12 protein-coding genes are annotated in these 12427 nt (G+C 61.0%); 8 read left to right on the top strand and 4 right to left on the bottom strand.

All coding sequences use genetic code 11. The features are described 5' to 3' along the window. The first annotated feature begins 14 nt into the window (after positions 1–14). The 8 genes from B5G03_RS10380 (at position 15) to B5G03_RS10345 (ending at position 9402) form a co-directional block, all read left to right on the top strand. Positions 15–1139 (top strand): polysaccharide biosynthesis C-terminal domain-containing protein, encoded by a 1125-nt coding sequence (locus B5G03_RS10380; RefSeq protein WP_087181631.1) that lies wholly within the window; start codon positions 15–17, stop codon positions 1137–1139. A 25-nt stretch (positions 1140–1164) separates the two neighbouring features. Continuing rightward, a complete protein-coding gene (wecB, locus tag B5G03_RS10375; protein WP_087181630.1) occupies positions 1165–2304 on the top strand; it encodes a non-hydrolyzing UDP-N-acetylglucosamine 2-epimerase in 1140 nt (379 codons plus the stop codon). 31 nt (positions 2305–2335) lie between these two features. Then, entirely contained in the window at positions 2336–3568 is a 1233-nt protein-coding gene (locus B5G03_RS10370; RefSeq protein WP_242962399.1) for a glycosyltransferase family 4 protein, read from the top strand. Between the two features lie 10 nt (positions 3569–3578). Further along, positions 3579–4289, top strand: a complete 711-nt coding sequence (locus B5G03_RS10365; protein WP_087181628.1) for a glycosyltransferase family 2 protein — start codon at positions 3579–3581, stop codon at positions 4287–4289. Further along, a complete protein-coding gene (locus tag B5G03_RS10360) occupies positions 4286–4654 on the top strand; it encodes a DUF2304 domain-containing protein (RefSeq protein WP_087181627.1) in 369 nt (122 codons plus the stop codon). Before B5G03_RS10365 ends, B5G03_RS10360 begins: the two co-directional genes overlap by 4 nt. Before the next feature lie 106 nt (positions 4655–4760). Then, positions 4761–6539 carry a hypothetical protein gene (locus B5G03_RS10355; protein WP_087181626.1) on the top strand — a complete coding sequence of 593 codons (1779 nt, stop codon included), beginning with the start codon at positions 4761–4763 and terminating at the stop codon, positions 6537–6539. A gap of 49 nt (positions 6540–6588) precedes the next feature. Beyond that, positions 6589–8064 (top strand): MBOAT family O-acyltransferase, encoded by a 1476-nt coding sequence (locus B5G03_RS10350; protein WP_087181625.1) that lies wholly within the window; start codon positions 6589–6591, stop codon positions 8062–8064. 15 nt (positions 8065–8079) lie between these two features. Beyond that, positions 8080–9402 (top strand): hypothetical protein, encoded by a 1323-nt coding sequence (locus B5G03_RS10345; protein WP_087181624.1) that lies wholly within the window; start codon positions 8080–8082, stop codon positions 9400–9402. Between the two features lie 114 nt (positions 9403–9516). Here the strand turns inward: B5G03_RS10345 and B5G03_RS10340 are convergent, their stop codons facing one another. The 4 genes from B5G03_RS10340 to B5G03_RS10325 form a co-directional block, all read right to left on the bottom strand. Then, a complete protein-coding gene (locus tag B5G03_RS10340; RefSeq protein ID WP_087181623.1) occupies positions 9517–9726 on the bottom strand; it encodes a hypothetical protein in 210 nt (69 codons plus the stop codon). 329 nt (positions 9727–10055) lie between these two features. Further along, positions 10056–10523 carry an S-ribosylhomocysteine lyase gene (locus B5G03_RS10335; RefSeq protein ID WP_087181622.1) on the bottom strand — a complete coding sequence of 156 codons (468 nt, stop codon included), beginning with the start codon at positions 10521–10523 and terminating at the stop codon, positions 10056–10058. A gap of 14 nt (positions 10524–10537) precedes the next feature. Continuing rightward, complete coding sequence (yfcE, locus tag B5G03_RS10330) at positions 10538–11080, bottom strand: phosphodiesterase (RefSeq protein ID WP_087181621.1); 543 nt, start codon at positions 11078–11080, stop codon at positions 10538–10540. Next, entirely contained in the window at positions 11077–12414 is a 1338-nt protein-coding gene (locus B5G03_RS10325) for a hypothetical protein (RefSeq protein WP_087181620.1), read from the bottom strand. The genes yfcE and B5G03_RS10325 overlap by 4 nt, the downstream gene beginning before the upstream one ends. Positions 12415–12427 lie beyond the last annotated feature (13 nt).

The raw sequence follows: 12427 nt of genomic DNA, 5'->3' as shown, positions 1-12427 counted from the left end.
AGGAAGCCATTGCAATGGATCTGAATACCCCTATCCTCATCACCGGCGCGGGCGGCTTCATCGGCAAAAACCTGGTGGCCACCCTGAAAACCGCCGGTTACACCGATCTGATGCTCTTTGAGCGGGACGATCCCCCCGAGACTCTGGCGGAATATGCCGCCCGTGCGGGCTTTGTGTATCATCTGGCGGGCATCAACCGGCCCAAGGACCCCAGCGAATTCTACGCGGGCAACGCGGGCCTCACTGAGACCCTGCTCAGCCTGCTGGACAAGGCGGGCAACAAGGCCCCGGTGCTGGTGACCTCCAGCACCCAGGCCGCGCTGGACAACGACTACGGAAAGAGCAAGGCCCAGGCCGAACAGGCCATCTTTGCCCATGGCAAAGCCACCGGCGCGCCGGTATACGTGTTCCGGCTGCCCGGCGTGTTCGGCAAGTGGTGCCGCCCCAACTACAACAGCGTGGTGGCCACCTTCTGCCACAACTCCGCCAATGGCCTGTCCCTCTCGGTTCGGGACCCGGAATACCGGCTGCCCCTGGTTTACATCGACGACGTGGTGGCCAGCTTTGTGGCCGCGCTGGACGGCAATTGCACCCGCGAGGGCGACTACTGCGTGATTCCGGTGGTACACGAGACCACTCTGGGTCATCTGGCCGAGACCATCGAGGGCTTTGCCAAAAACCGCGAGACCCTGGACGTGCCGGACCAGACTCCCGGCAGCCTGGAGCAGAAGCTCTACTCCACCTGGCTGTCCTACCTGCCCGCCGACCGATTCTCCTACCCGCTGAACATGCACTGCGACAACCGGGGCAGCTTCACGGAATTTCTGCACACCCCGGCCCACGGCCAGGTGAGCATCAACATCTCGAAGCCCGGCATCGTGAAGGGCAATCACTGGCACCATTCCAAGAACGAGAAGTTCCTGGTGGTGAAGGGCACCGGCGTGATCCGCTTCCGTGCGCTGGACAGCACCGAGGTCATTGAATACCATGTGTCCGGCGACAAGCTGGAGGTGGTGGACATTCCCACCGGCTACACCCACAACATCGAAAACGTGGGCGAGGATGATATGGTCACCGTGATGTGGGCCAACGAGGTCTTTGACCCGGACCACCCGGATACCTTCTTCCTGCCCGTCTGATTCTTCATAAAGGAGAGCGCTTTTTATGAGCAAACTGAAACTGATGACCATCGTGGGCACCCGGCCGGAGATCATCCGCCTTGCCGCCGTGATCAAAAAATGCGACAAATACTTCGACCAGATCCTGGTGCACACCGGCCAGAACTATGACTACACCCTGAACGGCATCTTCTTTGAGGACCTGGGCCTGCGGGCGCCGGACCACTACCTGAACGCGGTGGGCGAGGATCTGGGCGAGACCATCGGCAACATCATCGCCAAGAGCTACAAGCTGATGGTGGAGCTGAAGCCGGACGCCCTGCTGATTCTGGGCGACACCAACAGCTGCCTGTCCGCCATTTCCGCCAAGCGGCTGCACATCCCCATCTTCCACATGGAAGCGGGCAACCGGTGCTTTGACGAGTGCCTGCCCGAGGAGACCAACCGCCGCATCGTGGACCACATCGCGGACGTGAACCTGTGCTACTCCGAGCATGCCCGCCGCTACCTGAACGCCGAAGGCACCGCCAAGGAGCGCACCTATGTGACCGGCAGCCCCATGGCCGAGGTGCTGCGCGCCAACCTGGAGCAGATCGAGGCCTCCGACGTGCTGGAGCGCCTGGGTCTGGAGCCCCACAAGTACATGCTGCTCAGCGCCCACCGGGAGGAGAACATCGACACCGAGAAAAACTTCGTGGCCCTGTTCACTTCCATCAACGCGCTGGCGGAAAAATACAACATGCCCATCCTCTATTCCTGCCATCCCCGCAGCCGCAAGCGGCTGGAGGCCATGGGCTTCAAGCTGGACGAGCGGGTGCGGCTGCACGAGCCTCTGGGTTTCCACGACTACAACCATCTGCAGATGAACGCCTACTGCGTGGTGAGTGACTCCGGCACCCTGCCCGAGGAATCCAGCTTCTTCACCAGCATCGGCAAGTCCTTCCCGGCGGTGTGCATCCGCACCTCCACCGAGCGCCCCGAGGCGCTGGACAAGGGCTGCTTCATCCTGGCGGGCATCACCGCCGGCGGCGTGGAGCAGGCGGTGGAAACCGCCGTGGCTATGAACTACAACGGCGACATCGGTATTCCCGTGCCCAACTATGTGGAGGATGTGTCCACCAAGGTGGTCAAGATCATCCAGAGCTACGTGGGCGTGGTCAACAAGATGGTGTGGCGCAAATACTAAAGCCGCCCCACAAAACAGGAGCGTTTACACGGTGAAACGAATTTTAGTGGTGAGCCAGCACTTCTGGCCGGAGCCCTTCCGCATCAACGACATTGTGGAGGGCTTTGTTGAGGACGGCCTGGAAGTGGACGTGCTGTGCGGCCTGCCCAACTATCCCAAGGGCGAGTGGTTTTCCGGTTACAAATACACCGGCCCCCGCCGGGAGGAATACAAGGGTGCGCGGGTGTTCCGGGCCGGGGAGATTCCCCGCAAGGGCAATTCCGGGGCCATGATCTTTTTGAATTACGTGAGCTGGCCCTTCTTTGCGCTGTTCAGCCTGTGGCGGCTAAAGGGCCCCTATGATGCAGTTCTGTGCTACAACACCAGCCCGGTGCTGATGAACTTCCCGGCGATTGTGTATGCCAAGCTGCACCGCATCCCCTTCACCAGCTACGTGCTGGATATCTGGCCGGAAAACCTGTACAGCGTGCTGCCGGTGAAAAACGGTCTGCTGCGCCGCATTGCCAGCGCGGTGAGCGACTGGCACTACAAGCGGGCGGAGCAGCTCATCGCCATGAGCCCTTCTTTGAAGGAGCGGCTGATGGAGCGCACCGGCAAGGGTGGGGACCGGGTGGCGGTGATTCCCCAGCACTGCGAGGATTTTTATGCCGTCCCCCAGCCGGACGAAGAACTGGCGGCCCAGTATGCCGGCCGGTTCAACCTGGTGTTCACCGGCAATTTCAGCCCGGCTCAGAGCCTGGACACGGTGATCAAAGCCGCGGTGAAGGCCCGGAGCATGGGCGCAGAGGATCTGCGCCTTCTGATGGTGGGCGACGGCATGAGCCGGGATGCGCTGGAAGCACTGACCGACGAGCTGAACGCCCGGGATACAGTGGTGTTCACCGGTAGCGTACCCCCGTCGGACGTGTCCCGCTACACCACCCTGGCCCACGGGCTTGTGGCCTCGTTGAGCGCCAGCCCGGACCTGGGCATGACGGTGCCCGCCAAGATCGCCAGCTATATGGCGGCGGCAAAGCCGCTGCTGGCAAGCATGGACGGCGAGGGCGCCCGGGCGGTGGAGGCCGCCGGGTGCGGCTTTGCCAGCCCCGCCGAGGATTCGGACGCGCTGGCGAACAACATGCTGGCGCTGTATCAGGCCGATGAGGCAGAACGCTCCGCGCTTGGGCAGAAGGCCTTTGCCTGGTATCAGGCGAACTACCGCCGCCGGGCGGTGCTGGACCAGCTGGAAGCGTTTTTGATTCCAGGCGAAAAAACAAACGTTTGAGGTGAATCCCTTGAAGGTACTCGTGATCATTCCCTGCTACAACGAAGCAGAGAACATCTGCCGGGTGGTGCAGCGGCTGAAAGCCGCCTGCCCGGATGTGGACTACCTGGTGGTGAACGACTGCTCCACCGACGACAGCGCCCGCATCCTGCGGGAAAACGGCTACAACTACCTGGATCTACCACTGAATCTGGGCATCGGCGGCGGCGTGCAGAGCGGTTATCTGTACGCCACGGCCAACGACTACGACATCACCGTTCAGATGGACGGTGACGGCCAGCACGACCCCCAATATCTGTACGACGTGATCCGCCCCGTGGCCGAGGGCAAGCTGGACATGTGCATCGGCAGCCGTTTCATCAAAAAGGAGGGCTTCCAGACCAGCTTCATGCGCCGGGTTGGCATCCGCTTTTTGAGCTTCATGATCCGGCTGCTCACCGGCCAGCGGGTGCTGGACGTGACCAGCGGCTACCGGGCCTGCGGCAAGCGGATGACCGCGCTCTTCGCAAAGCACTACGCCCAGGACTACCCGGAGCCGGAGGCCATTGTAACGGCCATCTGCAACGGCTACAAGGTGGGCGAGGTGCCGGTGGTCATGGAGGAGCGCCAGGGCGGCGTGTCGTCCATCCGGGCCTTCAAGAGCGTGTACTACATGATCAAGGTCAGCCTGGCACTCATCATCCACCGGCTGAGCGCCATTCAAAAAGGAGGAAAAGGATGAGCCCGGTATTCCAAAGCCTGCTTTTGGTGGGCGATCTTGTATTTTTGGTTCTCATTTTTGTGATGGTCAAGAACGGCCGGCTCAGCGTCCGGTTCAGCCTGCCCTGGCTGGGGCTCGGCGCAGGCATGCTGGTGCTGGCCGTCTGGCCGGAGGCCGCCAAGATCCTGCGCAGCCTGGTGCAGGTGGAGGTGGTCTCCAACATGGTGTTCATCATGCTGTTTTGCTTTGTGCTGCTGGTGCTGCTCATCCTGTGCGCGGTGGTCAGCGAGTACAACGAACGGCTCAAGCGCCTGACCCAGACGAACGCCATGCTGGAGCATCGGGTGCGCCAGCTGGAGGAACAGCTGCGCCACACCGGCCGGTAACGAAGTGCCGAGTCTCTTCGTCTGTTTTGATACAAACAACACGCGCGGCTGCCGGGCCCCGGTTTAGGCCGGGGCCCGGCAGCCCGCAAAAGGATTGATACATTTCATGATGGCATTGCTGCTCCATCTTTTTTTATTTGCCGGCTTTTTCCTGGGCTGGTGTCTCTGGCTGTTCCACCGACTGCGGATTCCGGCGGAGCAAACGCCGGTGGTCTCCATGTGCGCCCTTTCGGTGGTCACCTATCTGTTCGGACTGGTGAACCTGTTCGGACTGATCCAGCCGGTTTTGTACGGCGGCGGAATCCTGCTGGGCCTGTGGACGCTTTTCCGGCAGGGGCCCAAGCTGCTGCGGCGCTTTGTCACCCTGCCCATGATCGGCTTCGGCCTGGTGTGCGGCTGGTTCATGCTGCTTTTGCGCGGCGCCGCCGTGGAAGGGCACGACAATTTTGCCCATTGGGCCATCGTCGCCAAGAGCATCCTGACCCACAACGCCTTCCCCACCGCTGCCAACACCGCGGTGGAATATGTGAGCTATCCGCCGGGGACTGCCGTCTGGATCAAGCTGGTGTGCGATCTGCTGGGCACCTCGGACGGCACCATGCTGTTTGCCCACATCATTCTGAACATGGCCTGCATCCTGGCCCTGATCCCGCTGTGCCGCAAATCCTTAGCGGTGGGGGCCGCTCTGGTTGCCTACGGCGTCTTTTCCTTTTTGCAGTTCAACGGCTGCGGAAGCCTGATGGTGGACTACCTGTTCAGCCTGCTGGTGCTGGCCACCGCCGCCGTGCTTCTCGCCTCCTGTGAAGCGAATCCGGCCGGCGGCCTGACGGGCGCGCTGGCGCTGCTCTGCTTCACCACCCTGGTCAAAAACAGCGGGCTCATGTTTGCGGTCATCGGTCTTGCCCTGGCCCTGTGGATGGTCTGGCACAGCGGCTTTTCCCGCAAGGTGCAGTGGATCTGGAGCGGGCTGCTGACCCTTGCCCCCATCGGCGTATGGGCGCTTTGGCTGCTGCGCATCCAGCTGGTATACGGCGAAACCGTTTCCAAGCATTCGGTTTCGGTGGAGAATTACGCCCAGCAGATCAGCGAAAAGAGCACCGCGGACATCGCCGCCTTTCAGCGCAGCTTTTTCAGCTACTGGCTGCACCCGGGCTACAGCGGCGTGGCCTTTTTCTGGATCACCGCCGCTCTGTGCGCTGCGGTTCCTCTGCTTTTGCTGGCAATGGGCCGCATCGAAAAAAAGCGCGCCCTGCTCTATGCGGGCAGCAGCCTGGGCGTTCTTGCCTTTTATCTGTTCACACTATATCTGACCTATTTGCTATCCATGAGCCGGGAGGAGATGCTGGTTCTGGCCAGTCTTCCCCGCTACATCGTGTGCTTCTGCGCCGCCATCGCCGGACTTATGCTGCTGGCGCTGCTCTGGCACCTGCAGGGGCACAAGGCGCGCCCCTGGGCGGGCGGCGCCATTCTTGCCTGCTGCCTGTTCGCGCTGATCGTCTTTCAGCCCTATTCCCTGCGCTGCCTTTACAGCAAGCAGGATTACCAGAACAACGAGGAGCAAGCCCCCTGGATCGAGCTGCGGGATGAATACGGCCTGCCGGAAGGGGCCAGCTACCTGTTCTACACCAACGGCTCCCCGGTGGACGGCTGGTCGGGCCTGATGGTGGCCCGTTATGTGTTCAACACAGATCACGCGGCTCTTTGGCAGCTTCGGGACGACGGCCCCTATCTGGCCGCCGCCTTTGAGGAATATGAGTATGTGGTGTTCAAATCCCCGGACGCACAGAGCGATGCGGAACTGGAGCGCTGGGGGTTCGATCCGGCTTCCACTCCCTATCTGGACCGGGGCACCTTCATTCAGCGGCAGCAGGAGCTGGGCTCCTAGTTCCCGGGGCAATCCCTTCGATTCAACGATTTCGGTGTGAGGTGTGTGCATGGATTTTAACACATTGGTCTTTCTGGGCTTTTTTGCGGGGGTGGCGGTGCTCACCTACTGTGTGCCCCGCCCGGTAAAGCCCTATCTCTGGCTGCTGGCCAGCTACGCTTTTTATCTGTATAAGCCGGAAAATGCCCGGCTGGTGTTCATCCTGATCAGCGTGACCGTGGTGACCTGGGTGTGCGCCCTGGCCATGGACAGCGTTCCCCAGCAGGCCACCCGGCGTCTGTTTCTGGTGGTCTCGTTGGCGGTATGCTGCGGGTTTCTGTTCTTCTTCAAATACTTCAACTTCTTCGGCGAACTGCTGGGCGGGATCACCGGTCTGTTCGGCGGCGAAGCGCCCCATCTGGACCTGATTGCGCCGCTGGGCCTTTCCTACTTCACCTTCCAGAGCCTGGGCTACGTGATCGACGTATACCTGCACCAGACCAAGGCCGAGCGCAATCCGCTGAAATACGCGCTGTTCGTGAGCTTCTTCCCCTGCATCTTCACCGGTCCCATCGAGCGCAAGGAGCACCTGATGGCCCAGTTCGACCATCCCCGCCGGTTCGACTATGACCGGGTGGCGGGCGGTTTGTTCCGGGTGCTGTGGGGCTATGTGAAAAAGATGGTCATCGCCGACAACATCGGCGTATTCGTGCGGGCGGTCTACTCCGCGCCGGACAAGCACACCGGCCCCTATCTGCTGGCGGCCAGCCTGCTGTTCAGCTATCAGATCTACATGGACTTCTCCGGCTGCTGCGACATCGCCATCGGCGCGGGCCGGATGCTGGGCTTCGATCTTCTGGAAAACTTCAACCGTCCCTTTGCCGCCAAGACTTACACCGAGCTGTGGAACCGGTGGCACATGAGCCTGACCAACTGGTTTAAGGATTACATCTTCACCCCCCTCTCCTTCTATAACCGGGGCGCGGAGGGCATTCTGGGCAAGCTGCAGGGCTGGTTCAACATCTTCATCATCTTCCCCATCAGCGGCCTGTGGCACGGCGCAAGCCTGGGTTATGTGATCTGGGGCGTTTTGAACGGCCTGTTCATGGTGGTGGGCAAGGCCACCGCCAAAAAGCGCCGCAAGCTGGCCAAGAAGAACCCGCTGTATCAGATCCCCCATCTGCAGGGATTCATTCAGCGGTGCTGCGTGTATCTTTTGTTCACCGCCTGCATCGTCTTCTTCGCGGCCGATCTGTACGGCGGCAAGGCGGGCACGGTGTTCGCCGGCCTGTTCACCGACTGGGGCAAGGCGGGCCTCGCCCAGCTGGCCAGCGGCTTTGCGGCGCTGGGCCTGGGCGGCACAACGGTACTCATGCTGGTGGCCAGCAGCCTGGTGGTGGAGCTGATCGAGGCCCGCGGCCCGGTGGCCCAGTGGATTCGTACCCAGCGGGCCTGGGTGCGCTGGCCGCTGTATTACGGTCTCTGCCTGCTGCTGCTGTTCTTTGGCGTATTCGGCCAGTCGGCCTATATCTATCAGCAATTCTAAGGAGGTGCGGCGATCTTGACCAATCAACCAAAGCGCAAAAAAAAGCGCAGTCTCGTGCGCACCTTGCTGTACCGCTTTTTTACCGGGCTGGAGATTCTGATCAAATTCAGCTTTTTTATTCCCATCCTGCTGTTCATGGTCTGGTTCAGCCATAAGGTGGACATCAGCGGCCTGTTCCAGGGCGAGCTTGCCCCCCGCGAGGTGGCCAACATGCTGCTGGCAGGCGACACCGTATCCAACTACGACAAGATGGACGAGCGTGCGGTGCTGAAGCTGTATGTGCAGAATCTGCCCGAGGAACAGGTGCCGGACACCGTGGCCCTGGGCTCCAGCCGGGTGCTGCAGCTGCGGCAGGAGCTGGTGGGCGGCAGCTTTTTCAACATGGGTCTGAGCGGCGCCTCCGCCATGGACATCATGAACTGCTTCTATCTGCTGGACAAGGAGGGCAAGCTGCCCAAGAATCTGATCATCGAGGTGGACCCCTGGCTGTTCAACGGCGACGGCGCCGCCGACCTGAACAAAAAGGCGGACACCGAGCTGTTCAGCGAGTTTTTGCAGAAGGGCCTAGGCATGACCAGCGACTACGAGGAGCCGGACAAGCTGGAACTGTGGAAGGCTCTGATCGACCCGGCCTACTTCCAAGGCAACGTAAAATATGCCCTCAAGCAGCGGGCCACCGGCGAAACCACCACCGAAGACGGCGAGAGCATCCCCTTCCAGGCGGTGACCGGCGATCGGGATAAGCTGGACAACAACGTGAAGGAACCGGACGGCAGCGTACTGTATCAGTCGGATTTCCGCAACTGGGATTACGACCAGGTGATGGCCGAGGTGCTGGACCAGGCGGGCACGCTGGAGGGCCTGCACGGCTTCTCCAAGATGGACCCCTACTGGACCGATCTGTTCGAGCGTTTTGTGACCTATGTGCAGAGCAAGGACGTGAACGTGGTCTTCCTGCTTACCCCCTACCATCCCTTCATCATCAAGCACGTTTACAACAATCCCCAGGGCTTCGAGGGCTTCTTTGAGGTGGAGCCCTGGCTGCGCAGCTTTGCCGAAAAGCACAACATCCCGCTGTACGGCAGTTACCATGCCAGCCGCATCGGCGTGCCGGAAAGCCTGTTCTACGACGGCCTGCACTGCAAGCCGGAGGCGCTCAAGCTGTATTTCCCCGGCATCGAGGCCGCTTTGCAGGGCCTGCAGACCTCCTACGAGGCCCAGTATCTGGAGACCTACGGAGCAGACAACGCCGACCTGGTGACCAATGCCCTGGTGGGCAGCACCGCCGACTGCCTGGTGGTGGACGAGGAATGGTTTGCTGCGGCCAGCGCCGCCTGATTTGCCCTCCGTTGCATGCTTAAACTTCAAAGCCCCGCCCCGGGTGCAAGATCTGCACACCGGGGCGGGGCTTTTTGCTTTTGCGTCAACAAACCGAGCGAAGGCTTTTGGGCTTTATCCGGCGGCGGAAGCGCTCTGTTCCGCACCGGATTCCGGCACCGGCAGCACGCTGTATGGCTCGGAAACCGCCGTGTTTACCGGCGAAGATTCGCTCTGCTTATTCTTGGGCGAAGCAGAGGCCGCAAGGTCTGCCACGACTCCGCAGCCTGCCAGGGATGCCGCCAGCAAAACTGCCGCAGCCAGTGTGGAAATGAATTTGGTCATCGGATCGTTCTCCTTTTCCGGGATACATTCTGTTTTGTGCCGTCTTATCCGTACGGGCCGGATATTCGGCACGCTTTTGGTTAGCAGAAACTAACCAAGGAGTAAAAATTTTGCGCGGCTGGCCGGTTCCCTGCCGCGCATTGCAAGTGTTGGATCAATCCCGAATCATTCCAGGCAGCAGAACGCGCCGGAAAATTTTGGCGCGATAGCCTTGCCTGAGCTCTTGGGCATGAATTGTGCGGGATCGGCCTTATTATAGCATGCAAAAAAGCAGCCGCGCAATCAATTTGTTGCGCGGCTGCTTTTGAAATTTTGCGGTTTGGAAACGCTTACGCCTGGTAGTCGTACTGCAGCATGGGCACGGTCCAGTGCTCCAACACCTTGCACATATCCGCCGCCACGGCCTTGGCGCCGGGCAGGTCGTGCTCCAGATAGTTGCCGCACTCCTTGCGCTCGCTGCCGGGGATCTTGCCCTCGAAGCCAGCGATGAAGGCGAAGCACTCCCGCACCAGGGCAATGGCCTGCTCCTTTTCCAGGGCATCCCGGGTGAGGAAGTAAAAACCGGTGCGGCAGCCCATGGGGCCCACATAGATGATCTGGTCGCTGTAGGCGGAGTTGCGCACATAGGTGGCGAACAGATGCTCGAAGGTGTGCATGGCGGGACTGGGCAGATACACGCCCCCGTTGGGCTTGACCATGCGGATATCGTAGGTAATCACGTCGCCGTCCACCCGGGAGACATACATGCCTTTTTCCAGCTTGTCGTGGTCGACGGTAAAGCTTGCGATGGTTTTCATGGGAATCCTCCTGCTCAGTAGGCAATGCTGCCCAGCACCTGGCCGTCGATGGTCTTGGTGGTGAACAGGCCGTTTTCATAGATCATATAGCTGTGGGAGCCGTCCTTAGGAATGGACACACTGCCCGGGTTCAGAATCAGGGTATCGTCCCGCCAGCGGGCATGCTTCACGTGCACATGGCCGAACACAAAGGCGCTGTGTGCGGGCATGGGGGGCAGGTTCTCCGGGTTAAATTTATGGCCGTGGGTGGCAAACAGGCATTTGCCTTCCTCCAGCCAAAGGGTGGTGTAATCCGCCATCACCGGGAATTCCAGCACCATCTGGTCCACCTCTGCCTCGCAGTTGCCCCGCACCGCGATGATCTTCTCCTTCAGGCCGTTCAGCATGGGGATCACCTTTTTGGGTGCGTAGCCCTCGGGCAGGTCGTTGCGGGGACCGTGGTACAACAGGTCACCCAGCAGCAGGATGCGGTCCGGCTGCTCGGCCTGGATGCGCTCCATCAGTTTTTCACAATAATAGGCCGAACCGTGCAGGTCGGACGCAATCAGAAGCTTCATATGGTTACGACTCCTTTGGAATGGATTTTCTCTTTTTCCTCTTCCTTTTCAAAGCCTGGCTGGCGGCGGGGCCAGAAAATCACTCCGCACAGCAGCCAGATGGTCACATTCACGCAGGCCCACATCACATGGGTCTCCATGGTGGCGTGGCAGAGCATCACCAGGCAGCACACCGCCTCGGCGGCCAGGCCCTCTTTGAGCAGCCGCCATACCAGCAGGGCAAAGCCCAGCCAGATCAACGCACTGGCCACCGGACCGGCCACAATCCAGTAGTGCAGGTAGGCATTGTCCACCAGCATTTCCTCCCCGGGCATCTGGCCCGCAATGGCAAAGGGCATCGTGGTAAGGCCCTCCCAGCCCAGCGAGATCCGGGTACTGAGCAGGCCATCCAGCCGGGCCAGCAGCGGGTTCTCCGGGTTCCAGCCAAGGGCAAGGCCCATGCTGGCGGCGAAAGCAAGCAGCGGTGCGGCCGTGAGCAGCAGCCGCACCGGCAGCGGCCGCAACACGCCAGGCCAGACACGCACCACCAGCAGAGCTGCAATGAGCAGTGCCAGGCACATGGTGGCGGCACGGCTGTCCGGTCCGAAGTTACAAAGCAGTGCCAGAGCTGCCAGCAAAGCAAAGTCAAACCATTTCAGCCGCTTTGCTCCACGCAGGCACACGTACATCAGCGCCAGCCCCAGCAGGCAGGCACCGAAAAAGTTGTACCATCCATAGCCGAAACTGTTCCGGTAGCGGCCGGTGCCCAGCTCCTGCATGGTATCGATCACACCGGTCACCGAGCTGAGCGCCACAACGCCCACGCTGAGCGCCCCCACCGGGAACACCAGCTTCAGCGCCCGGCGCAGCGGCACATCCTTGGCCGCCAGCGCGAACAGCAGTGCCATCATCATCCACTTGTCGTGGTTATTCATGAACACCCAGCGGATCACAAACAGCACGCAGAAGACGGCAGCCAGCTGCCGTCCGTCGTACCGGGTGCAGAACAGGATCTTCCCCAGCAGGCAGAGCGCCACAAGGTGGTCCAGCGCCATGGTCCCGTATTCAAACAGCCAGGGAAGACGGTCCCGGTACAGACTGTTCACAAAAAAGATCTCGAACTGGTAGACCGCCGCTGCCACTGCAAACAGCCAGGGCGCCAGCGTCTGCCGCGCGCCGCCCAGCCAGCCGCCGAACAGCTGCCGCTGTACCGTCAGCTGCCTGCCCAAACCGAACCAGGGCGCCTCCATCGGGCGGCGCAGCGTCTGCCAGGCGTACCACACGCAGGCAAGCGCAAGCCCCAGCACGGCGAGATCCGCATAGCCGTAAAGGCAGTCGATAATAAAAGAATGCAAGGGTCCTTCTCCT

The organism is Gemmiger sp. An50, from assembly GCF_002161595.1.
Taxonomy (GTDB): Bacteria; Bacillota; Clostridia; order Oscillospirales; family Ruminococcaceae; genus Allofournierella.
Note: the sequence above shows the minus strand (reverse complement) of the source record. Positions and strands in the feature narration are given on the sequence as shown.

What these genes read in the sequence shown, in the direction of transcription:
- B5G03_RS10380 (WP_087181631.1), top strand. Translation starts at nt 15, where the DNA reads ATGGATCTGAATACCCCTATCCTCATCACCGGCGCGGGCGGCTTCATC.
- wecB (WP_087181630.1), top strand. Translation starts at nt 1,165, where the DNA reads ATGAGCAAACTGAAACTGATGACCATCGTGGGCACCCGGCCGGAGATC.
- B5G03_RS10360 (WP_087181627.1), top strand. Translation starts at nt 4,286, where the DNA reads ATGAGCCCGGTATTCCAAAGCCTGCTTTTGGTGGGCGATCTTGTATTT.
- B5G03_RS10355 (WP_087181626.1), top strand. Translation starts at nt 4,761, where the DNA reads ATGATGGCATTGCTGCTCCATCTTTTTTTATTTGCCGGCTTTTTCCTG.
- B5G03_RS10350 (WP_087181625.1), top strand. Translation starts at nt 6,589, where the DNA reads ATGGATTTTAACACATTGGTCTTTCTGGGCTTTTTTGCGGGGGTGGCG.
- B5G03_RS10340 (WP_087181623.1), bottom strand. Translation starts at nt 9,726, where the DNA reads ATGACCAAATTCATTTCCACACTGGCTGCGGCAGTTTTGCTGGCGGCA.
- B5G03_RS10335 (WP_087181622.1), bottom strand. Translation starts at nt 10,523, where the DNA reads ATGAAAACCATCGCAAGCTTTACCGTCGACCACGACAAGCTGGAAAAA.
- yfcE (WP_087181621.1), bottom strand. Translation starts at nt 11,080, where the DNA reads ATGAAGCTTCTGATTGCGTCCGACCTGCACGGTTCGGCCTATTATTGT.